Below are 25,405 nucleotides of genomic sequence, written 5' to 3' on the forward strand. Positions count from 1 at the left end.
CGAACGGCCGGGGCGGCCTCCGGGCCGCCCCGGCCGGACTCAGGACTCCAGCGCCGCGGAGACCACGGCCCTGGCCTCCTCCTGCACCCGGCCGAGATGGTCGGCGCCCAGGAACGACTCCGCGTAGATCTTGTACACGTCCTCGGTACCCGAGGGGCGCGCGGCGAACCAGGCGTTCTCGGTGGTCACCTTGATGCCGCCGATCGGTGCGCCGTTGCCGGGCGCCTCGGTCAGCACGGCCGTGACCGGCTCTCCGGCCAGCGTGTCGGCGGTGACCTGCTCGGGGGAGAGACGCGCGAGGACCGCCTTCTGCTCGCGGTCGGCGGGAGCGTCGATCCGGGCGTACGCGGGCTCACCGAACCGGGCGGTGAGCGCCGCGTAGTGCTCGGACGGGGACTTGCCCGTCACCGCGAGGATCTCCGAGGCCAGCAGCGCCAGGAGGATGCCGTCCTTGTCGGTCGTCCACACCGATCCGTCGCGGCGCAGGAACGAGGCCCCGGCGGACTCCTCGCCGCCGAACCCGAGCGAACCGTCGACCAGACCGTCCACGAACCACTTGAAGCCGACCGGCACTTCGACCAGCTCACGGCCGAGACCGGCGGCGACCCGGTCGATCATGCCCGACGAGACCAGCGTCTTGCCGACCCCCGCGGAAGCAGGCCACTGCTCGCGGTGGGCGTACAGGTAGTCGATGGCGACGGCGAGGTAGTGGTTCGGGTTCATCAGCCCGGCGTCCGGCGTCACGATGCCGTGCCGGTCGGCGTCGGCGTCGTTCCCGGTCGCGATCTGATAGCGCTCCCGCTGCCCGATCAGCGAGGCCATCGCGTACGGCGACGAGCAGTCCATCCGGATCTTTCCGTCCCAGTCCAGCGTCATGAACCGCCAGGTGGGGTCGGTCAGCGGATTGACCACCGTCAGATCGAGCCGGTGCTGCTCGGCGATCCGGCCCCAGTACGCGACCGACGCGCCGCCCAACGGGTCGGCGCCGATGCGCACTCCGGCCGTGCGGATCGCGTCCAGGTCGAGCACGGACGGCAGGTCGGCCACGTAGTTGCCGAGGAAGTCGTACGTCCCGGTGGTCGACGCCGCCCGTGCGCGGGCGTACGGCAGCCGGCGCACGTCCTTCATCCCGCCCGCGATGATCTCGTTGGCCCGCTCCTGGATCCAGCCGGTGGCATCGGACCCGGCGGGACCGCCGTTCGGCGGGTTGTACTTGAACCCGCCGTCGCCGGGCGGGTTGTGGGACGGAGTGACCACCACACCGTCGGCGAGGTGCCCCTTCCGGCCCCGGTTGTGGCCGAGGACGGCGTGCGAGACCGCCGGGGTCGGGGTGTAGCCGTCGGCCGGATCGATGAGCACGGTCACGTCATTGGCGGCGAACACCTCGACGGCGGTGTTCCGGGCCGGCTCCGACAGCGCATGGGTGTCGGCGCCGAGGAAGAGCGGCCCGTCCGTGCCCCGGCGCGCCCGGTACTCGCTGATGGCCTGGCTGGTGGCGGCGATGTGGTCCTCGTTGAACGCGGTGGCCGTCGACGACCCGCGGTGACCGGAGGTACCGAACGCCACCCGCTGGTCCGGCTCGGCCGGGTCCGGGTGCAGCGTGTAGTACGCCGTCACCAGCCGGGCCACATCGATGAGATCCTCCGGCCGGGCCGGCTGTCCAGCTCGTTCGTGCGGCATCTGCCACTCCTCCGTGTCGGTCGCTGCGGTCTTCCCCGCCATATTTTCGCCGGTGGCCCGCGCCGCTTCGCGACTGCCCCGCCCGGACGGGCCGAATCCCGCTGGCGGATCCGACGGGCTCCGGCATAGGTTCGTCCACGATCATGAGCAGTTCACCACCGGACCGTGCGAGGCGGCGGGTTTCCGGCCGGACCAGGAGAGACGAGATGGCACCGAACGATTCCGCACCGGACGGCCGGATACTGCTGCGCGGCGCCACCGCCGAGGACGCCGGACCGCTGACCCGGCTCTTCCTCGCCTCGCGCGCCGAGTCCATGCCGTACCTGCCGAAGGTGCACAGCGACGAGGACACCCTCGCCTGGATGACCCATGTGGTCCTGCCCGGAACGACGGTGCGGATCGCCGAGACCGGCACCGGAGAGCTGCTGGGCTTCGCCTCCCTGGACGGAACCGAGCTGGAACACCTCTATCTGCGCCCCGACGTACGGCGCCGGGGCATCGGCACACTGCTCCTGGCCGATGTGCGTGAACGCGCGGCCGAGGAGCTCACGCTGTACGTCTTCCAGCGCAATACGGACGCCCGGGCCTTCTACGAGCGGCACGGCTTCACCGCGGTCGGCCTCGACGACGGCAGCCGCAACGAGGAGAACGAACCGGATGTCAGATACCGGTGGACGGCGAACGGCTGAGCTCGCCCTGCCCGGCGCGGTCTGTCTCTATCAGGGCGAGGAACTGGGATTTCCGGAAGCCGACGTCCCGCGCGAGCGGATCCAGGATCCGATGCACCTGCGCTCGGGCGGCACCGACCCGGGACGCGACGGCTGCCGGGTCCCGTTTCCGTGGTCGGCGCAGGAACCGTACGCCGGGTTCGGTTCCACCACGGAGCCATGGCTCCCGCAGCCGGCCGGCTGGTCCTCGTACGCCGCCGACCGGCAGAGCACCGACCCGGAGTCGATGCTCAGCCTCTACCGCGAGGCGCTGCGGCTGCGCCGGACCGAGCCCGGCTTCCGCGCCGCGGGGGCCGCCGGCCGGCAGCTGACCTGGCCGCCCTCCGCGCCCGGCGTGCTCGCCTTCACCCGCACCGGCGGGCCGACCTGTGTGGTCGGTCCGGGGGAGGAGCCCGTGGAGCTGCCCGAAGGCACGGACACCCTGCTGCTCAGCGGCCCGCTGGACGAGCGGGGGCGGCTCCCGCGGGACACCGCGGCCTGGCTGCGGCCGTAGGGCCGCCCGCACGGGCAGGACTCAGGATCGCGGGGAGACGGGCGCTGCGGCACAGTGGGCACATGGACGATCTCAATGCCCTCGCCGACGAGCATCTGGCCGCGGCCCGGGCCTCCGCGCACGGCCGCAGCGCCCACCGCCTGCTGCACGAGGAAACCCTGAGGCAGACCGTCATCGCCCTGACCTCGGGTTCCGCCCTCGACGAGCACAACGCCCCCGCCGCGGCCTCCCTCCAGGTGCTCCGCGGCAGGGTCCGGCTCACGGCGGCCTCGGGCGATGTGGAGCTGAGCGCCGGAGAGCTCCAGCCGCTCCCGCAGGAGCGGCACGGGCTGCTGGCGCTGGAGGACGCCGTGGTGCTGCTGACCGCCGTCAACGACTGACGGTGACGGTGCGGGGACGTGCGGCGGAGGCCGCCCGTACGCGCTCCAGGATCCACAGCACCAGGCTGCCCGCGGCGAGCGCACCGCCCAGGAGGCAGATGCCGCTCCAGCCAGCCCGGGACCAGACCACCGAAGCGAGCGCGGCCCCGGCCGCCCCGCCCAGGAAGAAGAGCGTCATGAACGCGGAATTGATCCGGTTGCGGGCCTCCGGGCGGAGCGCGTAGATCACGTTCTGGCTGCTGTTGAGTCCCGCCTGCTGGGCGATGTTCAGCAGGATCACGCCGACCGTCAGCCACAGCAGCGACGACTCACCGGCCAGCAGCGGCAGCCAGGCGAGCGTGAGGAGCGCGGCCGCCGTCCCCGATACGGCCTGCACCCGGCCGCGGTCGCTCAGCCGGGCCGCGATGTTCATGCCCACCACACCGATGACGCCCACCAGGCCGAAGAGCCCGATGGCGGCCGCGTTCCAGTGGAAGGGCGGCCGCGTCAGCAGGAACGTCAGCGCGGTCAGCTGCACGCTGTACGAGGCCATGGAGAACGCGCCGATGGCCGCCCGCCGGCGCAACAGGGGCTCCTGCCGCAGCAGGGCCAGCGTGGAGCGCAGCAGCCCGGTGTACGACATCGTGGCCGAGCCGTGCGGCCGGGGCAGGCGGGGGAGCCGACGGTGCAGAAGTACCGCCATGACGGCCATGAGCAGCGCGTTCACCCAGTACACGGTCCGCCAGCCGCCGAGCTCGGACAGCGCGCCCGCGGCCAGCCGCCCGAACAGCCCGCCGAGCAGCACGCCGGACATCACGACGCCGACGATCCTGCCGCGCTCGGCCGGAGCCGCGAGCGCCGCCGCGAACGGCACCACGACCTGGGCCCCGACGGAGGTCAGTGCGGTCAGCAGCGTGCCCGCGATCAGCAGCGGGCCGGTGGGGGCGGCGGCCGTGGCCAGGAGGAAGAAGGCGGTGAGCGCGAACAGGCCCACGGCGAGCCGCCGTCGGTCCATGACGTCCCCGAGCGGGACGAGCAGGATCAGCCCCAGCGCGTACCCGGCCTGGGCAGCGGTCACGATCAGCCCCGCCGCGGTGACACCGATGCCCAGATTCACCTCGATGATGTCGAGGAGCGGCTGCGCGAAGTAGTTCCCGGCGCAGGAGAGGGCGGCGGCCAGAGCCATCAGCAGAACCAGACCGCGCCCGAGCGCGGGCTGTCCGGACATCGCGCGGGGCACGGCCCGGCTGCGGGTTTCGTGAGTGGTGTGAGCCATGTGCCCCAGCGTCCGGGATCGACCATCCATGAGTCCAACACATGTTTTTCATTCCATCGATCGTGGTTCACGATGGATGGATGGAACTTCAGCAGATGCGGTACGTCGTCGCGGTGGCGGAACTGGGCAGCTTCACACGCGCCGCGAAGCGCTGCCTGGTCGTGCAGTCGGCCCTGAGCCATCAGATCGCCCGGCTGGAGAAGGAGCTGGGAGCAAGGCTCTTCGACCGCACCAGCCGTCAGGTGCGGCTCACCGCGGCGGGCGAGGTGTTCCTGCCGGAGGCCCGGCAGGCGCTGGACGCGGCGGAGCGGGCCCGGGCCGAGGTCGCCGCGACGGCGGGGGAGGTCCGCGGCCGCCTCGCGGTGGGAGCCATTCCGACCGTTGCCGCGGTCGACATCCCGGCGGCGCTGCGGGCGTTCCACCTGCGCTACCCGAAGGTGCACATCGTGCTGCGGGACGGGGCGAGCAAGGACCTGGTCCAGGAGGTGCGGGACGGGACGCTCGACGTGGCGTTCCTGGGGGTGCTGCCCAGCTACCGGCCGAAGGGCGTGAGCGATCACGAGCTCGGCACGGGCGAACTGGTCGCCGTCGTGGCGCCCACCCATCCCCTGGCCGGGCAGGCGGAAGCGGGTCTCGACCGGCTGGCGCGGGAGATGTTCGTCGACTACCCCGACGGCACCGCGGCCCGGGCCCAGTCCGAGGAGGCGTTCGCGGCGATGGGCCTCACCCGCGAGGTGGCGTTCGAGGTCAGCGGCACCGACTTCATCGTCCGGCTGGTACGCAGCGGACTCGGCATCGCCATGCTGCCGGCCGCCTTCGCGGCTGAGCTGACCGGAGTGCACGTGCTTCCCGTCCGCGACGCCCCCGCACGCACGGAGCGCCTGGTGTGGAGCCGCTTCCGCCCGGCCCCGGCGGCTGCGGCGTTCCTGACAGGACTCGGTGTCGATCCCGGTGCCGGGGTGCCGCCGGATGCGGGAGCAGGCGCGGCAGGACCGAGGAGTCGGCGACCGGCACCGTAGCGGCCACTCGCCCTCTCTCCGCACGAACGATCTCCGTGTCTCCCGGCGAACGGCCATGGGAGGGCGTGCCCCCGAGGCGTTCCCGCGCGCCGGGCTCGTCCCGGGCCCGCGGTGTGCTCAGTCGACGCCCGGCATCAGCGGAGGGCCGTCCGGCTCCGCGGCCAGGGCGATCTTCCGCAGCAGGACCACGAGTTGATCCCGTCCCGTGCCGGACGGGGGCGCCAGAAGCGTGTGCTCGGTCGCCATCTGGTCGCCGATCGTGGACGACCAGGCCTGATACCGGTCCAGGAACGCGATGTGATGCTCGTCCTCGTACACCGTGACATGCGCGGAGCCGGGGCACCCGCCACGAACTCGCACACGCAGCGCGGGCCGTTGCGCACCCTGGCTTCGTAGGCTTCGAGGTCATGGGATCACTGTTGCGGTGACACGCTCTTCCTCTCTGCCGATCCACCGAACCGCGAGGTGCACGGGGTCAAGCACAGGTTCCGCATGCAACGTCACCGCGCCCGACGTGATCAGGCCCGGCACTCGCCGATCCTCCCGCCGACCGATCGACTGGGACGACGGCAACAGCTACCCCGTCATCGACGTGGAGATCTCCGCCGAGAGCCACCCCTTCTTCACCGGGAAGGCGCGGGTCGTCGACTCTGAGGGACAGGTCGCCAGGTTCGAGCGCAGGTATGGGGGCGAGGACGCCTCCTGACCTGCTGGTGGACCCGGGTCCCCCGGCCCCGTCGAGGGGGCGGGGGACCCGGGCCGTTCCCCCCCTTGACACGGCTGGCCAAGCCCCCTCGGCGACTGGGACGGCACCGCCTTCACCACCGAGCTCGGCGGCCCGGACGGGACCGGCGGCGCCGGATCGGTGCTGCCGCGCACCACACCCGACACGGCCGACGGCTACGCCCTCGACCTCGACCCGAACCTGCGGACCGTCAGGTTCTTTCGCAGGGACGGCGGCCGGACCACCGTGCTCGCCGAGGCACACCTGCTGATCCGCAGCGGGGGTGAGCCTCCCGCTGCGGATCAGGGCCCGGGGCGCGCGGAGCGAGGCATTCGTCGACGGCCGGCAGGCCGTCGATGTGACCGATACCCGCCACACAGGCGGCAGGATCGGGCTCAATGTGTTCGGAGGCCGCGCCGCCTACCAGGACACGTTCGTCACCGCACTGTAGGAGAACCCAGCCCCATGCACGACAGACTCGACCTGCTCGTCATCGGTGAATGCGTCGCCGACATCGTCCGGCTGCCGGGTGCGGCCGATCAGGTCCACCCCGGCGGCAGCCCGGCCAACGTCGCGTACGGCCTGGCCAGGCTCGGGCACGGCGCCACCTTGCTCACCCAGCTCGGCCCCGACGACAACGGCCGGCTGATCAGGGACCATCTCGCCGGTGTCGGGGTCGAGGTCCGCACGGACGGTGCCACGGCCCCCACCCCGTCCGCCGCCGTCACCCTGGACGGGGCGGGCCGGGCCGCGTACACCTTCGAGATCACCTGGACGCTCGGCCCGGTCTCCCTGGACCGGCCGCCGCACCACGTCCACACCGGTTCGATCGCGGCGGTGATGGAACCGGGGGAGGCCACCGTCCTCGGCGTCGTCGAGTCGCTGCGTACTTCCGCGACGGTCAGCTACGACCCCAATGTGCGGCCCGAGCTGATGGGGGACCACGAGTCCGCCGTCCGCAGGGTCGAGCGGTGCGTCGCGCTCAGCGATGTGGTCAAGGCCAGCGACGAGGACCTGGAATGGCTGTACCCGGGCCAGGAGCCGGAGCGGGTCGCCGAGCGGTGGCTGGCCTCCGGTCCGGCGGTCGTCCTCGTCACCCGGGGCGGCGAAGGCGCGCTGGCCGTACTGCCCGGCGGGCGGGTGACCGTCGACGCCCTGCCCACCGAGGTCGTCGACACGGTAGGGGCGGGCGACGCCTTCATGTCGGGCACCCTGCACGCCCTCGCCGCACACGGACTGCTCGGCGCGGCCGGCCGGCAGCGGCTGCGCTCACTGGACCGGGCCCGGGTGACCGATGTTCTGCGGCACGCGGCCGCATCCGCCGCGGTGACCGTCGCCCGGGCCGGCGCCAACCCGCCGGACGTGGGGGAGCTGGCGGCGGCACTCGCCCGGAGCTGACACGCGGGCCGGGGGAGGGTGCGCCCGGGCGTCCCTCCTCACCCGGGCGCCACCAGATGCGGGCTGCTGTCGTCGTCCAGGAACTCCACGACGGCGAGAGTGAACAGCGCGCACAGCGCGATCCACACGGTGACCAGACCCGTCGGCCGGTCCCACACCACCAGCACCACGGCGGCCACCACGACCACCGTCCAGTTCAGCGGGCGCCTGGCGCGGTGCACCCACCGGCCGACCGGGCCGCCGGTGAACCCGGCCGCGTCCCGCACGGCACCGATGCCGCCGCTCCACATCGCCATGACACGGCCGGCGGCGCGGCCCTCACCGGTGAGCCACGCGGCGAGGGCCACCACGATGCCGAGGGTGATGACCAGCCGGACCATGGCACGCATCCGGCCGACCAGGGCGTCGAAGACCGAACCGGCCGCCGGCTGCGACACACCGGACGGCAGGCTGTCGAGATAGAAACCGCGGCCCACCCACAGGGCCAGTCCGAGCACCGCCGCACCGGCCGCGACCGCGAGCGCCGTCGTGACCAGGGCACGGCGGCGGCGCACCGCGAGGAGCACCCCGCCCGCGGCCAGCACCAGCGTGACCAACGGCAGCCAGAACCCGATGATCTGGAGGGCCCGGAACCACCTCTTGGCCTTGCCCACCGAGTCGGAGGTCAGCACCGTGAAGTCGGTGTGGATCTCGGGTATCTTCGCCGCGACGCCCAGCCCCCGGTCGACGAGGCGCTGCTTCACCCGGTCGATGACCGGTGCGAGGTCGATGGTGACGGTGTCGCCGGTGAGCTTCACCGCCCCGCCGCCGCTCCCGGACAGCGCCTTCAGCGTGGCGGACTGGGCGGTCCGGTTGAGGTCGGTCCAGACCGTCGCGAAGGCGTCGCTGGAGACGAATTTCTCCACCGTGCCGTGCACGAAGTTCGAAATGCCGGTGGTGAGGGGGCCGTTCAGCTTCGACAGCGCCTTGTCGAGAACCGGCCGGTCGGCGGGGGAGACATCGGCCAGCAGGACCTTCACGTCCAGGTGCTGCATGACGGCACCGGTGACCCGATCGGCCACCGCGGCCTGCACATCGGGATCGGAGGCGAGCGGCGCCATCATCGCCACATAGTTGTCGGTGTCGCCGATCTGGTTCTTCGCCCAGGTGGACACGATGCCCAGCGGAGTGAGGACGGCTGCGACGAGGACGAGCAGCAGGGCGAGGAACGAACGGGCCCGCGGCCGGTGCCGGGCCGGGGCACGGGCCTCCAGCACGGCCACCCTGGCGCGCAGCTCATCCAGTTCGGCACTCCCCTCCGGGGGCTTCGGCTGATCGCGGTCCGGTTCCATCCCCCCAGGGGACGGCCTGCCGCCGCCGACGGCACGGCGGACTGGTGCGGACGGGTGAACACAGTCACCGTGGCGTGCGGTGCTGTTCGATCAGCCGGGTGCATCGATGCCCCGTTCGGCTCATTGGCCACATCCTCCCCGGGGCTACTGCCGTTCGACAACCAGTAGGCGTGATCGATTACGGAGGAGGGGGCGGACATGGCGCAGTTCGACAGGGACGTCGCGGTGACAGGACTGGGGCTGGTGACTCCGGCGGGCGCGGACGAGCACAGCTTCTGGGAGGGGCTGTGCGCCGGTGTGTCGACGGCCCGTCGCTGCGAGGAACTGGCAGGGCTGCCGGTCGACTTCGGCTGCCCGGTGGACGGGATCGATCTGGACGGGGCGGTCGGCGGACGTTCGGTGTGGCGGATGGCGCGGTTCGTGAAGATGGCACTGGTCGCCGCCCGCCGGGCGGTGGCGGACGCCGGTCTGTCACCGGAGCGGTGGGACGGCGACCGGGTCGCGGTGGTGCTCGGCGTAGGGGTGGGCGGGGTGTCCGTGCTCGTCGACAACGTACGCAGGCTCGACGACGGCGGAGCGGACGCGGTGTCACCGCTCCTGGTCCCGATGATGATGCCCAACGCGGCCGCCGGGGAGGTGGCCATCGCCCTGCGGGCGCACGGCCCCAGCCTGGCCCCGGCGACCGCCTGCGCGTCCGGGTCGACGGCCGTCGCCCTCGCCCGCGACCTGCTGCTGGACGACCGGTGCGACGTGGTGGTGGCGGGCGGTGCGGAGGCCGTACTGACCCCGCTGGTGGTGAGCGCCTTCGCCGGAATGGGCGCGCTCTCGCTGCGCACCGGCGATCCCGCAGGGGCGTCGCGGCCGTTCGCCGCGGACCGGGACGGGTTCGTGATCGGCGAGGGCGCCGCCGTGCTCGTACTGGAACGGAGGGCCGACGCGCTCGCCCGGGGCGGACGGCCGCGCGCCCTGCTGGCCGGTGCGGGCTCCACCACCGATGCCCACCACCCCACCGCACCGGACCCGGACGGCGGCGGTGCGCGCAAGGCCGTCGAGGCCGCACTGCGCGAGGCGGGCTGGGCGGCTCGCGAGGTCGACCACATCAACGCGCACGGCACGTCGACCCAGTTGAACGACGCGATGGAGACCGAGCTGATCTCCGGGCTCTTCCCCCACCGGCCCTCGGTGACCGCCCCGAAGGGGGTGCTCGGCCACACCCTCGCGGCGTCCGGAGCGATCGAGGCGGCCGCCACCGTACTGACCCTGGAGCACGGCCTCGTCCCGCCGATCGCCAACCTGGGCTCGCTGCCGGACGGGTTCGACCTCGACTGCGTGGTCAAGGAGCCCCGGATCCAGCACGTCGAGCGGGCGCTGAGCCACTCCTTCGGCTTCGGCGGACACAACGTCGTACTCGCCTTCGAGCGCGTCGAACCGGTGGGCCCGCCGCCCGCGGATCCGGGTGTCCTCGCCGTTGCTTGATCGTTATATTTTCATGACCGCAACGATCGACAGCCCCTCCGCCGAACCGTCCACGGACCTCCTCACCGGTGTGCTCCTCGGCTACAACCACCGCCGGGAGCACGGCTTCTGGCAGCGGCTTATCAGTACGGAACCCTTCCGCCGCCCGGAGCACCGCACCACCGAGGAGCGCCTGGACCTCGCGTACGAGCGGCTGCGCGTACTCAACGACTGCCTGGACAGCGGCGCCCGGCTGGCCGCCGACCACCGCGCCCTGGCGGCCCTGCACGAATGGCTCGGGCCGGTGGACCCGGCACTCACCACGGTGGCGGGCATCCACTACAACCTCTTCCTCGGCAGCCTCCTCGACCACGGGGACGACGGCCACCACGACCTGTCGGACTTCCTGCGGCTGCGGCGCATCGGCACCTTCCTCTGTACGGAGGTGGCGCACGGAAACGACGCCGCGGCCGTCGAGACCACGGCCGAGTACGACCGCGAGCGCGACGGGTTCGTGCTCCGCACCCCGCACGCCGGGGCGCAGAAATTCATGCCCAACACCAGTCCGGCCGGCGGCCCGAAAACGGGGCTCGTGGCCGCGCGTCTGCTCGTCGACGGCGCCGATCACGGGGTCTTCCTCTTCCTCGTACCGCTCACCGACGCCGAACAGCCCCTGCCCGGCGTACGGATCCGCAGGCTCCCCACCCGTACCGGCAGCCCGGTGGACCACTGTCTGACCTCCTTCGACCGGGTCTTCGTGGGGCGCGCCGCGCTGCTGGGCGGGGACCACGGACGGATCGGCGCGGACGGGGAGTTCAGCAGCACCATCGACAACCGCAGGCGCCGCTTCCTCGCGTCGATCGGCCGTGTCACCTCCGGCAAGATCTCGATGACGGCCTGCGCGGTCGGCTGCGCGCGGGCGACCCTCGCCGTCGCCGTCCGCTACGGCGGCCACCGGTACATCTCGGGGCCCCGGGGCTCGCGGCCGGTGCCGGTGATCGCCCACCGCAGCCACCACGGACCGCTCGCCTCGGCCACCGCCACCGTCTTCGCCATGAGCCTGCTGCACCGCAGGGCCCTGGACCGCTGGGAGCGGGGCGGGCAGCCGGAGGAGGCGGAGCGTCTGGTCGCCGTCGCCAAGGGGTGGATCACCTGGCAGGCCAGGGCCGTGATCGTCGAATGCCGTGAACGCTGCGGCGCCCAGGCGCTCCTGGAGAACAACGGCATGAGTGAACTCCTCACCGGGGTGGAGGGCGCCATCACCGCCGAAGGCGACAACGTGGCGATCCACGCGAAGGCGGCCGCGGAGATGCTCTTCGCCGCCGCACCGGCCGGACCCGGGCCTTCTCCCGGCGGCGGACCCGGCGATCTCGACGACCCCGGGTTCCTCGGCAGGCTGCTCGCGGAGCTGGAGCGGATCTGGTTCGGCCGGGCCCGGGAGCGGATCGGCCTCGCACCGCTCGGTGATCCGCTGGCGCGGTGGAACGCGGCCTCCGGGCCGGCCCTGCGCGGCGTCGAGGCCCATGCCCAGCGGCAGGCGGCCGAGGCGTACACGGTAGCGGTGGCGGAGCTGCCCGAGGGGCCCGCCCGTGAACGGCTCGACGAGCTGCGGCGGCTCTTCGCACTCGACCGGATCGCCCGCAACAGCGGTGATCTGCTGGCAGCGGGCCTGCTGACCGCCGATCAGGTCAACGGGCTGCCGGACCGGGTGGAAGCGCTCATCACTGCGGTCGCCGCCCATCTTCCCGGCCTCGTCGAGTCCTTCGCGCTGCCGCCGGAACTGCTCGCCGACTGGCCCATCGCCGGAGCCGACTACGTGGCCGCCTACGACGATCCGGACGCCGCCTGGCAGACGGACGGGGGCCGCGCGACGGTTCCGGACGAGCGGTGAGAGCCATGACGAGAAAGGGAACTGCTGCACGGGGTCACCGGGTCAGGGAGGCGGCCGGGGCCTTCGGCGTACGCGTTGTGCTGCTGGCTTACTGGGGTACGGCGTCCGTCCTGGCCCGGTGGTGCGGGGAGCGGGGGGAGGACGATGCCGAATCGGTTCGGCACAAGGCGTAACTGGAGGCACTCCACCCAGTTGATTCGGCGTCGGGACGGTGTCACCGCCGGCCCGGCAGCCGGACCGAATGATGGAGAGAAAGCTCATGAGTACGATTCACCCCAAGATCACCGAGGTTCTGACACACACCTTCAAAGTGCCCGTTGCCGAGATCCACCCGGGCTCCACCATGGACAGCCTGGAGATGGACTCCCTCGCCGTGGCCGAGTTCGCCGTCCTCATCAGGGAGACGGCGGGCGGTGTCCGGGATTTGGACCAGCTCCCCAAGAACGCCACGCTGGCCGACATCACACGGTTCATCGACCCGGCGGCCGACGGCGGGGCGCGGGTGGGCGGCGGGCCGGCGATGAGCAACGCCCGATGAACAGGCCGGCCGTCGCCGTCACCGGCCTGGGCATGATCACCCCGGTCGGCAACGACACCGAATCCACCTGGGAGGGTGTGTGCGCGGGCGTGTCACCGGCCCGGACCGTCGCCGAACTCGAAGGATGCGCGATCGACTTCGCGTGCGTGGTCGACGGCATCGACCTGGACGCCGCGATCGGCGGCCGTGCGTCCTTCCGCATGGGGAAGTACGTGAAGCTCGCGGTGCTCGCGGCCCGGGAGGCGGTCGCCGACGCCGGGCTCGACCCGGCCGGATGGGAGAGCACCCGGGTCGCGGTGGTCGTCGGCACCAGCAGCGGGGGCTCCGCCTCGCTGACCGAGCAGGCGGTCGTGATGGACCGGCTCGGAGCCGGGGCCACCTCGCCCTCGGGCATCCTGCTCACCATTCCGAACATGCCCGCCGCCGAGATCGCGATCCAGCTGCGGGCCACCGGACCCAGCATGGCCCCGTGCACCGCCTGCTCGTCCGGCGTCACCGCGCTCTCCGTCGCCCGCGACCTCCTGGTCACCGGGCAGTGCGACATCGCGATCGCCGGAGCCACCGAGTCGATCGTCTACCCGGTCGCCATGGCCGGGTTCGCCCGGTCCGGCGCCGGGGCCCGGAAGGACGGCGACCCGGCCGGGATCTGCCGGCCCTTCGCGGCAGACCGGGCCGGACTGGTCATGGGCGAGGGCGCGGCCGTCATGGTGCTGGAACGGACGGAGGACGCCCGGGCCCGGGGCGCGGCCCCACGGGCACTGCTCGCCGGAACCGGCGCCACCACCGACGCCCACCACCCCATCAGTCCGCATCCCTCCGGCGCGGTCGCCCAGGCGGCGGTAGAGGCCGCGCTGCGCGACGCGGGCTGGGCGGCCGAGGACGTCGAGCACGTCAACGCGCACGGCACGGCGACCCCGGTCAACGATGCCGCCGAGGCCGCCCTCATCGCCCGGGCCTTCCCGCACCGGCCGCCCGTCACCGCCCCCAAGGGCGTACTGGGGCACTGCATGGGGGCGGCCGGAGCGATCGAGGCCGGACTCACCGTCCTCACGCTCCAGCGCGGAGTCGTCCCACCGATCGCCAACCTGGACGCCCCGGCGCCCGAGTTCGACATCGCATGCGTCACCAAGCAACCGCTGCGGCAGCCCATCCGGCGCGCCGTCAGCCATTCCTTCGGCTTCGGCGGGCACAACGCCGTGATCGCTCTTCAGCGTCCGTAGGCATCCGGCAGGTGGTGCGACGGGAAACACAGCCCGGCGTACCACCGGCCACACCCTCCGTGAGCTGCGCAGAGGCTCGTGATAGCTTGCCGGGGCCAGTCGAACTCCACGTAAGGGGTCAGGGAATCCGGTGCGAATCCGGAACTGACGCGCAGCGGTGAGGGGGACGGGCGGGGCCACGGCCACTGGGACCACCCTCGGGTGTCCTGGGAAGGCGTCCCGTCCGAAGGAACCCGAGTCCGAAGACCTGCTGGCACCCGCGGCCCGGCACCGGGCCGCGGACTCCGTACAGCGGGCTCCGCGCATGAGCCCCGAGACGCAGAGGGGCCCCGTGCCGTCCATAGCCAGCCCTGTCCGCACCATGGCCCTGCTCTCGGCGGGACTCGTCCTGCTGACCGCCTGCGGAGACGGAGCCGGTGACTCCGCCGCGAAACCGGGCCCCGCGCACGGATACCCGGTGACACTGAAGAACTGCGGACGCACCGTCACCGTCGAAGCCGCCCCGCGGCGCGCCGTCCCGGTGGACCAGGGATCGACGGAGATCCTGCTCTCCCTCGGCCTCGCCGACCGGCTGGCCGCCACCGCCACCTGGACCGACCCGGTGATGAAGGGCCTGGAGAAGGCCAACGCCCGGGTGCCCAGGATCTCGGACAACCGGCCGTCGTCGGAGAAGGTCCTCGACCGCGAGCCCGACTTCGTCAGCGCGTCGTTCGCATCGACACTCGCCAAGGGCGGCGTCGCACCGCGCGAACAGTTCGAGGAACTCGGCGTCCCCACCTACGTCTCGCCCGCCGACTGCACCGGCAAGGACAACAGCAAGGGCGGCGACGGCTCCCGTACCGCGCGGCTGACCATGGACAGCGTCTACGGCGAAGTGCGCGACCTGGCCCGGGTGTTCGGCGTACCGGAGCGCGGCGACGCGCTCGTGGCAAAGCTGCGGGCCCGGGTGAAGAAGGCTGCCGAGGGCGTCGACGCCTCCGGCGCCACCCTCCTGTACTGGTTCTCCGACTCCAAGTCCCCCTACCTGGCCGGTTGCTGCGGAGCGCCCGGAGTCATCACCGAGGAGCTCGGCGCGAAGAACGTCTTCGACGACACCCACGAGGAATGGCCCCAGATCAGCTGGGAGACCGTCGCCGACCGCAATCCCGACATCCTGGTCGTCGGAGACCTGACCCGCAGGGCCCAGACCGCCGAGAGCGCCGCGAAGAAGATCGAGTTCCTGGAGTCCAACCCGGTCACGAAGAACATGGACGCCGTCAGGCACAAGCGGTACGTCCTGCTCAGCGGCCAGTCCATGAACCCGTCCATCCGGACGGTCGAGGGCGTCGAACGCGTCGCCGCCGGACTGCGCCGGTTCGGGTTCGCCGGGTGACGGGGACCGAACGCGGCACCGCGGTGGCCGCGCCACCGGCCCCCGGCACCTCCGTCCGCGCCACCAAGGGCGTACGGACGCTGCGCGGCGGGGGCCTGTGGGCGTGCGGCATCGCGCTGCTCGCAGGCTCCGTCGCCCTCGCCGTCACCATCGGCCCCGCCCGGATCTCCGTGGCCGACGTCTGGTCCGCGGTCGCCTCCCACCTCGGCTGGGGCCAATCACGGCTCTCCCCGATCCGGGACGGCATCATCTGGAACCTGCGCATGCCGCGCACCCTGCTCGCCGCGGTGTGCGGCGCCGGACTCGCGGTGTGCGGGACCGTCATGCAGTCGCTGCTCCGCAACCCGCTTGCCGACCCGTTCGTCCTCGGGGTCTCCTCCGGGGCGTCCACCGGCGCGGTCGTGGTCGTCGTGCTCGGCGTCGGCGGGGGAGCGGTGTCGATCTCGACCGGTGCGTTCGCCGGGGCGCTCTGCTCGTTCGCCCTCGTGCTGCTGCTCAGCCACACCCTGGGCGGCACGACCGACCGGGTCGTGCTCTCCGGTGTCGCGGCCATGCAGCTGTTCTCCGCGCTCACCTCCTTCGTCGTGATGACCGCCGCCGACGCCGAGCAGACCCGCGGGGTGCTGTTCTGGCTGCTCGGCTCGCTCGCCGGGGTCGGCTGGATCGATGTGTGGATCTGCGCCGCCGTTCTCGTCGTGACGCTGCTGATCTGCCTGGGCCACGCCCGTACGCTCGACGCCTTCGCGTTCGGACAGGATGCCGCCGCGGCGCTCGGCGTCCATGTCGCGCGCACCCGGATCGTGCTGCTGTGCACCACTGCGCTGCTGACCGCCGCACTCGTCAGCTCGGCCGGTGCCATCGGCTTCGTCGGTCTGGTGCTGCCGCACGCCGCCCGCGCCCTCGCGGGTTCCGGGCACCGGCGGCTGCTGCCGGTCACGGCCCTGGCCGGGGCCGTGTTCCTGGTCTGGGTCGACACCCTCGCCAGGACGGTCCTCGACCCGCAGGAGGTGCCCGTGGGCGTGGTCACCGCGCTGATCGGCGTGCCCGCGTTCGTCGTGGTCCTCTACCGCACCCGGAGGGCCACATGACCGGGTCGGCCGCCGAGGGACTGCGCGCCGAACGGGTCAGCCGGGCGGCGGGCGGCCGGCTGATCCTGGACGGGGTCGAACTGGCCCCGCCGCCCGGCGCCACCCTGGGGCTGATCGGACCGAACGGATCCGGTAAGTCGACCCTGCTGCGGGTGCTGGCGGGAGTTCTCGCCCCGGAGACCGGTGTGGTCACCCTCGACGGCCTGCGGCTCGCCGAGATCGGCCGCCGCACCGTGGCCCGACGGGTCGCCGTGGTCGACCAGCATGCCGTCACCCAGGTCGAGCTGAGTGTGCTGGACGTGGTGCGGCTCGGGCGCATCCCACACCGCAGGGCCTGGTCGGCACCGACCCGGGAGGACGACGAAGCGGTGCGCGAGGCGCTCGCGCGGACCGGCCTCGCCGACCGCGGCGACCAGTCCTGGCACACCCTCTCCGGCGGCGAGCGCCAGCGCGTCCAGATCGCACGGGCACTGGCCCAGCAGCCGCGCGAGCTGCTGCTCGACGAGCCGACCAACCACCTCGACATCCAGCACCAGCTGGAACTTCTCGCGCTGATCGCCTCCCTGCCGCTGACCGGGGTGATCGCCCTGCACGACCTCAACCTGGCCGCGATGTTCTGCGACCGGGTCGTCGTCCTGAAGGAGGGGCGGGTGGTGGCCGCCGGACCCCCCTCGGAAGTGATCACCGAGGAGCTGATCGCCGACGTCTACCGGGTCACGGCACGCGTCACGCCGGACGGTCCGGACGGGCGGCCCTCGGTGCGTTTCCTGCCGGGGCGTCCCGAGAGGACGTAGCGCCCGGCGGCGGGAGCCGCGAATGCGGTGGGGCGGACCCCGGCACTGCGCGGGTCCGCCCTGGCTCTCCGGGTGCGGCCGTTCGCCGCGGTGTGCGGTACACGGTCAGCGGCGGCGTCCCCGGCCGAATTCTCCGCCCACGTCCTTGCCTCCGATGTCAGAGCCGTCCGCGTAGTCGATCTGTTCCTTGCGGAGTTCGGCGGAGACTTCCTTCTGCTCGGTCACCTTCTTCGTCTCCATCCGCACCCGCTCGACGGGCACGGTCTCCTTGTGCGTGGTCGGACGTTCCGCGTGCAGGGTGACCTCGACGTCCTGCTCACGGATGGCGGCACGTTCCGTGGTCTTCTCGCCGGGCTGGAGCGGCTCACGGATCAGGCGCACCTCTTCGTGCGTCACCGGCACGGTCCTGGTGACCTTCTCGGTGACGACGTACTTGTGCAGCCGCGCCTTTCCGCTCTCGTACTCCTCGGTGCCGACATGCAGTTGTTCCTCGGAACGGATCATCTCCTCCTTGCCGCCCAGGTCGGCCGAGGACCGCTCGGAGCCCGCCCCTGCGCCCGCGAGGGGCCGCGCGGTGCCGGCCGCGCCGGTGTCGCGGTGCCTGCCCTGGCCCGTGCCGGTGCCGCCGGCGATGCCGGACGAGGTGGTGCGGGCCGTGCCCGTGCCGGTCATGGCCGACTTGTCGGACCCGGTGGTGCGTCCGGTGCCGGCCGCACCCGCGGCCCCGGCGGCTCCCGCCGCTCCCATGGCCGTGGTGCCCGTCCCGGACGCCGTAGTGGTTCCCGGGTCCGCGCGGCCGCCCAGCTTGGCCGTGGTGTTCCTGGCGAGGCCGTAGTGCTTGTAGAGCTCCTCCTCCTCCGCCACGGACAGATGCGCGTCCGCGTCCACCCGGGGGGCTTCCTTGACACGGTCCTTCGGATGCGAGATGTGCAGATCGGATCCCACACGGCGGGCTCCGGCAAGCGGAACGAAGCTCTCCTTCATGCCGAACAGGCCGGTCTTCACCGTGATCCAGTCCGGCCGGCCGGTGTTGTCGTCGACATACACCCGGCCCACACTGCCGACCTTCTCGCCGTCGGTGTCGTACACCGTCAGGCCGTCGAGCTCTCCGGAATCCGTGAAACCGTCAGCGGCTGCCATGACCGATTCCTCCTCGTCCGGGCGCGTCCTGTGGCTGAGGCCATCAGAGGAGGCGCGTCCGCATTCCATCGCGCCTCACCCGGATGGTCGCTGCAACCTCCCGGACCTCGGCGGTCCGGCGGTGGCCGCCTGCCACGGCGGTGTGCGCCCCGTTCCCGCTTTAGTCCATTCGGGTGAGGTGCAGGGGCTGTGCGCCGGATCGCCGGGCACTTCCCTTTCCGCCGCGCTCTCCCTCACGCACCGGCGGCCCGCCACCACCTGTGAACAGCACTTTCGCCGCTCGGAGGCGAATTGCCGGGAAACTGATCGTCGGGCTCGCCGCCAACGAGGTCCCCGTCGTCGCGGCCGTCTGTCACGACGACATGTACGTCGACCGCGAGCAGGCTCTCGTCACGGCCGACGCGGTCCGCGGTCTGCGTACCTGGGTCACCGACGCCTACGCCCACGACGGGGTGCGTGCCGACGCCGCCGTACTGGACCGGCTGATCGCCATGGCCCGCGGCGAGGCCTGACCGTCCGTCCCTCGCGGCGGAGCACACTCGGGAGTGCTCCACCCCGGCACATATGATCGACCGGCCACGTGCCGAAACGTCGTCCAGCCGCGCCACCGGGGGTGCCCCATCCGTTCCGTACGCAGCCGGCTGCCCGAACAGCGCGGTGAACTGCTGGCCCGGCACGAGGACGGTGCGGACCTGCACCATCTGGTGTGGCGGCTCGGGCCGGGGTGGCGGGTCTGCTCCAGTGCCGTGCTCGGCGGCGGCATCGGCCCGCGCGACTGGATCCTCAACGCCCAGGTGCCCGGGGGCTACCCGCGCCTGGACCCCGACCACCATCTCGCCGAGATCGCCGCCGCCGAACACCTCACCGGCCCCGGCGCGGGGCTGATGACGGCCGCCGACGTCACCGCGTACACGGTCGCGGCCGACGAGGGCGTGACGGCGACCGCCACTTGCGGACTCGGCGTACGCGGCTGGGCCGCCGCCCCGGCGCAGGGCACACCGGGGCCGCCGCGTCCGGGCACCGTCAACATTGTCGTCACCCTCCCCGTGCCGCTCTCCGACGCCGCACTCGTCAACGCCGTCGCCACGGCCACCGAGGCAAAGGTCCAGGCACTCCTGGACGCCGGCCTCGACTGCTCGGGCACCCCCACGGACGCCGTCTGTGTTGCCGCCCCCTCCCCGGGACCCGCCCCCGCCGAACCCTTCGCGGGACCGCGCTCCCGCTGGGGCGCGCGACTCGCCAGGGCCGTGCACGCTGCCGTCCTCGAAGGCGCGCTCCGGCAATCCTGAGAAGCGACAGTGCCGCGAGCCGACCCCGGCGCGGCCCACGAAGGGAGCCCCCGCATGACATCGAACGCTGCCGACGCCGCCCCGCAGCGGCCGGTCGTCGCCGTCCTCGGCACCGGAATCATGGGATCGGGAATGGCCCGGAGCCTCCTGAGGGCCGGGCTCGACGTCCGCGCCTGGAACCGTACGCACTCCAAGGCGGCCCCGCTCGCCGCCGACGGCGCCACGGTCACGGAGACGGCGGAGGAGGCCGTACGCGGTGCCGATGTCGTCCTCACCATGCTCAACGACGGCCCTTCCGTCGCCGCCGCGCTCGCCGCCGCGGCCGGGGGACTGCACGCCGGCCAGGTCCTGCTCCAGAGCTCGACGGTGGGGCCCGAGGCCACCGTCGATCTCGCACAGCGCACCGCGGACCTGGGCCCGGTCTATCTCGACGCACCGGTCTCCGGCACCAAACAGCCTGCGGAACAAGGTGCGTTGACCGTATTCGTCTCCGGCCCCTCCGCCGTCCGTGCGAAGGCCGAGCCCGTGCTGGACGCGATCGGGCAGCGCACGGTCTGGGTCGGCGAGGTCCCGGGAGCGGCCTCGCGACTGAAGCTGGTGGTGAACACCTGGGTGATCACCATGGTCAACAACATCGCGGAATGCCTCAACCTCGCGGAAGGGCTGGGCGTCGACCCGCAGACCTTCCTCGACGTCATGAAGGGCGGTCCGCTGGACTCCGCCTATCTGCAGGGCAAGTCCGCCGCGGTCCTCTCCGGAGACCTCACCCCGAGCTTCACCCTGTCCACCGCACTCAAGGACACCCGCCTCATCCTGGACGCGGCGCGGTCCTCGGGGGTGCGGCTGGACCTGGTCGCGGCGTCGGCCGACCGCTTCGCGCGTGCCGAGGCGGCGGGGCACGGCGACGAGGACATGATCGCCACCTACTACGCGGGCCGCGCCCCGGAGAAGGACGGCGACTGAGCCCGCCCGGCCTGCCGACCCGTCATGGCCCGGACGAGGGGCCCCGGGCGGGCGGGGTCACTCCTCGACGAGCATCCCGCTGCGGAGCTTCCGCAGGATCCTGCTGAGCAGCCGCGACACGTGCATCTGCGAGATGCCGAGCTCCGCGCCGATCCGGGACTGTGTCATCTCCTGGCCGAAACGCATGTCGATGATGCGGCGCTCGCGAGCGTCGAGACAGCCCAGCAGCGGTGCGAGCGCATGCAGATTCTCGACCGTCTCCAGGGCGGGATCCGGACCGCCCAGGACATCGGCGAAGGTGCGTCCCGGGGCGTGCAGCCGTCCCGCCTCCGACGGATCGGCCGGCACGTCCAGCGAGCCCGCCGCATACCCGTTGGCCGCCACGATGCCCTCGTTGACCTCGTCCTCGCTCAGCCCCAGCTGCTCGGCCAGCTCCGGGACCGTGGGGTCGCGGTCGAGCTCCGTGACGAGCGACTCCTTGGTCCGGGCGATGTCGACCCGCAACTCCTGGAGCCGGCGCGGGACATGCACGGCCCAGGTGGTGTCGCGGAAGAATCGTTTGATCTCCCCGGTGATGTACGGGACCGCGAAGGAGGTGAACTCGACCTCGCGGGAGAGTTCGAACCGGTCGATGGCCTTGATCAGCCCGATGGTGCCGACCTGGACGATGTCCTCCATGTCGCCGCCGCCCCGGCTGCGGAACCGTCCGGCGGCGAACCGTACGAGGGAGAGGTTCATCTCGATGAGGGTGTTCCGCGCGTACTGATGGGCGGGGGTCCCCTCCTCCAGGGTCTGGAGGCGGGCGAAGAACAGCCTGGACAGTTCGCGCGCGTCACCTGGGGCGATCTTCCCCGCGTCCTCGATCCACGGCAGGCCGCCGGTGTCCCCGGCCGTCGCCGTGACCTCGGCGGGTACGGCGTAGGCCGCCGGGTCCGCGCCGGTGCCGGCCGGCCCGTCCACCGGTACCGGGCGGGCACTCTCCGCTCTCTGCGCAGCGGCGGTCCGCGCAGTGTGCGCCGTCATCTCGTCACACTCCCCTGGTCGTAGCCCGTGAGGTGTATGCACCTGCCCCCGAAGGCGAATCCCATGCGGAAAAGCGGAAGTTGATCAGGTCACACGGCAGCTGTGGCCGGGAATCGTCGTGATCCCCCGTCAGGTCCCCGTGGCCGGGCGCGCGGGAGTACGCGTGGGACAGCGGAAACACGTGTGGGACAGCAGAACCGCCCCACCGGTACGGGGGAGCCCGGTGGGGCGGTCGCTCACCAGACTGCCACAGCCGACAGGGCAATGGGGACCGATCGACGCATATCCAGCGGTAGTTGAGTCGAAATCGACGGTGCTCGGACTTCGGTGGAGCACGTTCGGGAGAAAGCACGGCAACTTCCGCCGGAGGACGGCACCCGCGCTCCACCAGCTCACACCCGGTCCGCCGGACCGAGCCGCGCGGCCGCGATGGACCGGCTGCGCGCCGCCGTGACGGCTCCCACCACCGGCATGGCCAGCATGGCCAGGAAGACAGGGCCGTAGCCGCCCTCGGACGACACGTCCATCACCACCACCTCGCCCGCGGACAGCGTGGCCCCCACCACGAAACAGGTCAGCCCGCGCAGGGGGGCGGAGCCGAGCACGCGTGGGGGCGCGACCACCAGCACCACACCCGTCACCAGGCCCAGCCCCGCCCCCACGACGAGGGAACCCAGTACGGCGACGGCGCCCGCCACGGGCTTGTCGAAGGTGCTTCCCACCGGCCCGCCGAACAGCCCCGCGAGCGCGATCACCGCCCACAGCACGGCGCAGATCCCGGCCGGAATCGCCCCGGCCCGGATGCCGAACAACAGCCCGCGGTGCATCACGGCACCTGACGCTCCCATGTGTTCCCCCTGTCCGTGCGCCGCGCGTGCGATGTCACCCGAAGCCCGGCGTCGGGCGATGCGCGTCAGCGGGGCCGCGCCATCTTCGCAGGTCTGCCGGGGCAACCGTCACCGGGTGGGTCATCATGTGATGGACGGAGGACGTGGCCGAGGGGGGCACAGGTGATTTCCGAGCCGGAGATGGTGGACGAGTTCGGTGCGGTCGGGGCGGGCGAGGTGGTGGGCGACTTCGACCGGAGGCCCACGGAGGGACCCCGGCAGCGTCGCCCGTGGTTGTGGGCGCTGGGCGGAGCCGTGCTGGCCTCCGCCGGGTGGGCCGGCGTGTTGTACCTGCATCCCGTCGGCGACCCGGCGCCGGACCTGCACGGCTACCGGCTGGCCGGAGACCCGTGCCCGACCGTGCGGCTGAAGGCGATAGGTGCGGCGATAGCGCCGAAGGACGGGACACCCAGGCTCGAACCGGAGCTCCTGAACGACCCGGCACTCGACCGGGCGGAGTGCTTCCTCTCCCTCCGGCCACCGGCCGCGAAGAAGTCGGTCACGAGCGGCTGGTACTCCGATTACTCCGTCGGTGTCACGGTGGCGCTGCACAAGAAGTCCGACCCGGCGGCCGAGTTCGAGGCGATGCGCGGGGTGACCGATCCCGGTATCGAAGCCGATGTGAAGGTGGAGAAGGTCCCGAACCTCGGCGACAGCGCGTACCTGCTGACGCGGGACGACGGCCATGCGGAGCTGAGGGTGCGGGAGGGCGGTGCGGTCCTCTCGCTGAGCCTCACCTCCTCCGCGCAGTTCAACAGTGAGGACGGCGAGGTCCCGTCCGACGACGGGCCGGACACATCCGATCTGACCCCGTACCAGTCCGCGATGATCAGCGACATGCGTGACCTGATGAAAAGCCTCAAACACTGACCCCGGGTCCGCTGAGTCATTGCGGCCCGATGAACACTCCACCCCCGGGGGAATACGCGCCCGGACGAGGGTCTTCCAGTTGCTGTGGCGATCGGTGACCGGGCCGGCCGCCGGTGCCGTGAACAGGAGAGAGGAAGCTCATGCCCAAGGCGTACGTGTTCACCCGCAACGGCGGACCGGAGGTGGAGGCCTTCATCGAGCAGGACGTGCCGGTGCCGGGCCCGGGTGAGCTGCTCGTCGCGGTCCGGGCCGCCGGGGTCAACCCCGTCGACTGGAAGCTGCGTGGGGGGTACACCAGGCCCGGAAGCGAGCCGCAGTCCTTTCCCACCGTCTTCGGCAGCGAGGCCGCCGGGGTCGTCGAGGGCATCGGCCCGGACGTCGAAGGGTTCGCGATCGGGGACGAGGTCTTCGGCAACCCGGTGACCGGCGGGTACGCCCAGTACACACTGCTGCCCGTCGCCGTCACCGCGCACAAGCCGGCCGGCCTGTCGTTCACCGACGCGGCGGTACTGCCGGTCGCGGCCGCCACCGCGTACGACGGTGTGCGTCAGCTCGGCCTCGCCCCCGGCGCGACCCTGCTGATCACCGGGGCCGGAGGCGGTGTGGGAACCGCCGCGGTGCAACTCGCCCGGCATGGCGGTGTCCATGTCGTCGGCGTCGCGAGTGCGGCCAAGAAGGACTTCGTCGAGTCGCTCGGCGCGGTGCACGTCGAATCCGGCCCCGGACTTGCCGACCGGGTGCGGGCAGCCGCCCCCGACGGAGTGGACGCGGTCTTCGACCTGGTCGGCGGGGACACCCTGCGGGCTGCGGCTTCACTGCTCGCGGCCCCGGCCGCACTGATCAGCGCCGGGGGCAAGCCGCTGGCCGTGGAGCTCGGCGGGGCGCCCGTCGCGCGGGCCCGCACCGCGGCGGTCCTCGACGAGGTGGCGAACCTCGTCGTCACCGGAGCGCTGCGGACCCATGTGAACCGGGCCTACCCGCTCACCGGGGCGGGAGACGCGCTGCGCGCCGTGGAGGACGGACACGCACTGGGCAAGACCGTGATCGAGGTGGTCGCGTGAGCACGCCGTACACCACCGGCGACGCACACCCGCTGGACAGCCCGGTCCGCGCCGCACTGACCGGCCCGCACGCCCATTTCGCCGAGCGGCGCGGCCGGATCCTGCGCTACCCGGCGGACGTGGCCCCGTGGGTCGCGATCCCGGACGTGCCTCGGGCCGAGGACTGGGACGACGCGGCGGAGCTCGTCGGGCCCGGCGGCGCCGTCACCATCACCGCCTTCCACGAGCCGACGCCGGACGACTGGGAGGTCGTCTTCCGGGCCGATGGCGTCCAGCTCGTCGACGCCGGGGTCGAGACGGCACCCTTCCCCGAGGCCGTACCGCTCGGACCCGCCGATGTGCCCGAGATGCTCGCCCTGGTCGAGCGCACCCGGCCGGGGCCGTTCCTGCCCCGCACCGTCGAGCTCGGCACCTACCTCGGAGTGCGGCGCGAGGGGGTGCTGGTCGCCATGGCCGGTGAACGGCTGCACCTGCCGGGCTGGACCGAGATCAGCGCCGTCTGCACCGACGAGTCCGTGCGCGGTCAGGGACTCGGCACCGCACTGGTGCGCGCCGTCGCCCACGAGATCCGGCAGCGCGGCGCAATGCCGTTCCTGCACGCCGCCGCCTCCAACACGGACGCCGTCCGGCTCTACGAGTCCCTGGGCTTCGCGCTCCGCCGCCGGACCTCCTTCCTCTCGGCGCTCGTCCCGCAGCCGCTGCCGACGCGCCTGCCCGCCCCCGGCGGTGTCCGCGAGGCCCGCACGGCGGCCGTGCGCTGACCCGCGGTTCGGGACCTTCGGCGCGGACCAAGAGGCCGTAAGACT

24 protein-coding genes, 3 pseudogenes and 1 riboswitch are annotated in these 25,405 nt (G+C 72.5%); of the genes and pseudogenes, 20 read left to right on the top strand and 7 right to left on the bottom strand.

The window, feature by feature from the left end; genetic code table 11:
• Positions 1 to 39: 39 nt before the first annotated feature.
• Entirely contained in the window at positions 40 to 1,680 is a 1,641-nt protein-coding gene (gene pgm / locus BT364_RS09330; protein ID WP_072484906.1) for a phosphoglucomutase (alpha-D-glucose-1,6-bisphosphate-dependent), read from the bottom strand.
• A 206-nt stretch (positions 1,681 to 1,886) separates the two neighbouring features.
• On the opposite strand from pgm, the gene BT364_RS09335 reads away from it, so the two are divergent.
• The 3 genes and pseudogenes from BT364_RS09335 (at position 1,887) to BT364_RS09345 (ending at position 3,281) form a co-directional block, all read left to right on the top strand.
• Positions 1,887 to 2,369, top strand: a complete 483-nt coding sequence (locus BT364_RS09335) for a GNAT family N-acetyltransferase (RefSeq protein WP_072484664.1) — start codon at positions 1,887 to 1,889, stop codon at positions 2,367 to 2,369.
• 1 nt (position 2,370) lies between these two features.
• Positions 2,371 to 2,901 (top strand): annotated as a pseudogene (locus BT364_RS09340) (alpha-amylase family glycosyl hydrolase); the annotation flags it as partial.
• Positions 2,902 to 2,963: 62 nt separating this feature from the next.
• Positions 2,964 to 3,281 carry a cupin domain-containing protein gene (locus BT364_RS09345; protein ID WP_072484665.1) on the top strand — a complete coding sequence of 106 codons (318 nt, stop codon included), beginning with the start codon at positions 2,964 to 2,966 and terminating at the stop codon, positions 3,279 to 3,281.
• On the opposite strand, the gene BT364_RS09350 is transcribed toward BT364_RS09345, so the two are convergent.
• Entirely contained in the window at positions 3,271 to 4,536 is a 1,266-nt protein-coding gene (locus tag BT364_RS09350; RefSeq protein ID WP_256259654.1) for an MFS transporter, read from the bottom strand. The two genes, BT364_RS09345 and BT364_RS09350, sit on opposite strands and share 11 nt — an antisense overlap.
• An 80-nt stretch (positions 4,537 to 4,616) precedes the next feature.
• On the opposite strand from BT364_RS09350, the gene BT364_RS09355 reads away from it, so the two are divergent.
• Entirely contained in the window at positions 4,617 to 5,555 is a 939-nt protein-coding gene (locus tag BT364_RS09355) for a LysR family transcriptional regulator (RefSeq protein WP_079179371.1), read from the top strand.
• Between the two features lie 117 nt (positions 5,556 to 5,672).
• Here BT364_RS09355 and BT364_RS42655 read toward each other — a convergent pair whose 3' ends face one another.
• Positions 5,673 to 5,873, bottom strand: a complete 201-nt coding sequence (locus BT364_RS42655) for a hypothetical protein (protein ID WP_256259655.1) — start codon at positions 5,871 to 5,873, stop codon at positions 5,673 to 5,675.
• 220 nt (positions 5,874 to 6,093) lie between these two features.
• Between BT364_RS42655 and rpmE the strand changes: the two are divergent.
• The 3 genes and pseudogenes from rpmE to BT364_RS09370 form a co-directional block, all read left to right on the top strand.
• Positions 6,094 to 6,261, top strand: a pseudogene (gene rpmE, locus BT364_RS09365) (50S ribosomal protein L31); the annotation flags it as partial.
• 301 nt (positions 6,262 to 6,562) lie between these two features.
• Positions 6,563 to 6,730, top strand: coding sequence for a LamG domain-containing protein (locus BT364_RS41395; protein WP_177328071.1), 168 nt, complete (start codon positions 6,563 to 6,565; stop codon positions 6,728 to 6,730).
• Between the two features lie 14 nt (positions 6,731 to 6,744).
• Entirely contained in the window at positions 6,745 to 7,677 is a 933-nt protein-coding gene (locus BT364_RS09370) for a carbohydrate kinase family protein (protein WP_072484669.1), read from the top strand.
• A 38-nt stretch (positions 7,678 to 7,715) separates the two neighbouring features.
• Here BT364_RS09370 and BT364_RS09375 read toward each other — a convergent pair whose 3' ends face one another.
• Positions 7,716 to 9,008, bottom strand: a complete 1,293-nt coding sequence (locus BT364_RS09375; RefSeq protein ID WP_072484670.1) for a hypothetical protein — start codon at positions 9,006 to 9,008, stop codon at positions 7,716 to 7,718.
• A gap of 198 nt (positions 9,009 to 9,206) precedes the next feature.
• Between BT364_RS09375 and BT364_RS09380 the strand changes: the two genes are divergently transcribed.
• From BT364_RS09380 to BT364_RS09410, 7 genes are all read left to right on the top strand, one after another.
• Positions 9,207 to 10,484, top strand: a complete 1,278-nt coding sequence (locus BT364_RS09380; protein ID WP_072484671.1) for a beta-ketoacyl-[acyl-carrier-protein] synthase family protein — start codon at positions 9,207 to 9,209, stop codon at positions 10,482 to 10,484.
• Between the two features lie 13 nt (positions 10,485 to 10,497).
• Positions 10,498 to 12,354 (top strand): acyl-CoA dehydrogenase family protein, encoded by a 1,857-nt coding sequence (locus BT364_RS09385; protein ID WP_371268458.1) that lies wholly within the window; start codon positions 10,498 to 10,500, stop codon positions 12,352 to 12,354.
• A gap of 259 nt (positions 12,355 to 12,613) precedes the next feature.
• Positions 12,614 to 12,892, top strand: coding sequence for an acyl carrier protein (locus BT364_RS09390; RefSeq protein WP_072484672.1), 279 nt, complete (start codon positions 12,614 to 12,616; stop codon positions 12,890 to 12,892).
• Positions 12,889 to 14,112: a beta-ketoacyl-[acyl-carrier-protein] synthase family protein gene (locus BT364_RS09395; RefSeq protein WP_072484673.1), complete on the top strand. Its 1,224-nt coding sequence runs from the start codon at positions 12,889 to 12,891 to the stop codon at positions 14,110 to 14,112. Before BT364_RS09390 ends, BT364_RS09395 begins: the two co-directional genes overlap by 4 nt.
• 79 nt (positions 14,113 to 14,191) lie before the next feature.
• Positions 14,192 to 14,381, top strand: a riboswitch (cobalamin riboswitch).
• A gap of 35 nt (positions 14,382 to 14,416) precedes the next feature.
• Positions 14,417 to 15,484 carry an ABC transporter substrate-binding protein gene (locus BT364_RS09400; RefSeq protein WP_177328072.1) on the top strand — a complete coding sequence of 356 codons (1,068 nt, stop codon included), beginning with the start codon at positions 14,417 to 14,419 and terminating at the stop codon, positions 15,482 to 15,484.
• On the top strand, positions 15,481 to 16,572 hold the full coding sequence (locus BT364_RS09405; protein WP_072484675.1) for a FecCD family ABC transporter permease: 1,092 nt from the start codon (positions 15,481 to 15,483) through the stop codon (positions 16,570 to 16,572). Before BT364_RS09400 ends, BT364_RS09405 begins: the two co-directional genes overlap by 4 nt.
• Entirely contained in the window at positions 16,569 to 17,366 is a 798-nt protein-coding gene (locus BT364_RS09410; protein ID WP_072484676.1) for an ABC transporter ATP-binding protein, read from the top strand. The genes BT364_RS09405 and BT364_RS09410 overlap by 4 nt, the downstream gene beginning before the upstream one ends.
• Before the next feature lie 105 nt (positions 17,367 to 17,471).
• Here BT364_RS09410 and BT364_RS09415 read toward each other — a convergent pair whose 3' ends face one another.
• Positions 17,472 to 18,506, bottom strand: a complete 1,035-nt coding sequence (locus BT364_RS09415) for a DUF2382 domain-containing protein (protein ID WP_072484677.1) — start codon at positions 18,504 to 18,506, stop codon at positions 17,472 to 17,474.
• 314 nt (positions 18,507 to 18,820) lie between these two features.
• Between BT364_RS09415 and BT364_RS09420 the strand changes: the two are divergent.
• From BT364_RS09420 to BT364_RS09430, 3 genes and pseudogenes are all read left to right on the top strand, one after another.
• Positions 18,821 to 19,018 (top strand): annotated as a pseudogene (locus BT364_RS09420) (alpha/beta hydrolase); the annotation flags it as partial.
• A gap of 129 nt (positions 19,019 to 19,147) precedes the next feature.
• On the top strand, positions 19,148 to 19,795 hold the full coding sequence (locus BT364_RS09425; RefSeq protein ID WP_256259693.1) for an adenosylcobinamide amidohydrolase: 648 nt from the start codon (positions 19,148 to 19,150) through the stop codon (positions 19,793 to 19,795).
• 54 nt (positions 19,796 to 19,849) lie between these two features.
• Positions 19,850 to 20,758, top strand: a complete 909-nt coding sequence (locus BT364_RS09430; RefSeq protein WP_072484678.1) for an NAD(P)-dependent oxidoreductase — start codon at positions 19,850 to 19,852, stop codon at positions 20,756 to 20,758.
• Between the two features lie 57 nt (positions 20,759 to 20,815).
• Here BT364_RS09430 and BT364_RS09435 read toward each other — a convergent pair whose 3' ends face one another.
• Both BT364_RS09435 and BT364_RS09440 read right to left on the bottom strand, forming a co-directional pair.
• A complete protein-coding gene (locus BT364_RS09435; RefSeq protein ID WP_072484679.1) occupies positions 20,816 to 21,781 on the bottom strand; it encodes an RNA polymerase sigma factor SigF in 966 nt (321 codons plus the stop codon).
• Positions 21,782 to 22,173: 392 nt separating this feature from the next.
• A complete protein-coding gene (locus BT364_RS09440) occupies positions 22,174 to 22,629 on the bottom strand; it encodes a hypothetical protein (protein WP_143166467.1) in 456 nt (151 codons plus the stop codon).
• Between the two features lie 162 nt (positions 22,630 to 22,791).
• Between BT364_RS09440 and BT364_RS09445 the strand changes: the two genes are divergently transcribed.
• The 3 genes from BT364_RS09445 to BT364_RS09455 all read left to right on the top strand — a co-directional run bounded on the left by BT364_RS09445 (position 22,792) and on the right by BT364_RS09455 (position 25,360).
• Complete coding sequence (locus BT364_RS09445; RefSeq protein ID WP_072484681.1) at positions 22,792 to 23,538, top strand: hypothetical protein; 747 nt, start codon at positions 22,792 to 22,794, stop codon at positions 23,536 to 23,538.
• A gap of 140 nt (positions 23,539 to 23,678) precedes the next feature.
• Positions 23,679 to 24,599 carry an NADP-dependent oxidoreductase gene (locus tag BT364_RS09450; protein ID WP_072484682.1) on the top strand — a complete coding sequence of 307 codons (921 nt, stop codon included), beginning with the start codon at positions 23,679 to 23,681 and terminating at the stop codon, positions 24,597 to 24,599.
• Complete coding sequence (locus BT364_RS09455; RefSeq protein WP_072484683.1) at positions 24,596 to 25,360, top strand: GNAT family N-acetyltransferase; 765 nt, start codon at positions 24,596 to 24,598, stop codon at positions 25,358 to 25,360. The genes BT364_RS09450 and BT364_RS09455 overlap by 4 nt, the downstream gene beginning before the upstream one ends.
• The last annotated feature ends 45 nt before the right edge of the window (positions 25,361 to 25,405 follow it).

This window comes from Streptomyces atratus, from assembly GCF_900119365.1.
Classification (GTDB): domain Bacteria; phylum Actinomycetota; class Actinomycetes; order Streptomycetales; family Streptomycetaceae; genus Streptomyces; species Streptomyces atratus_B.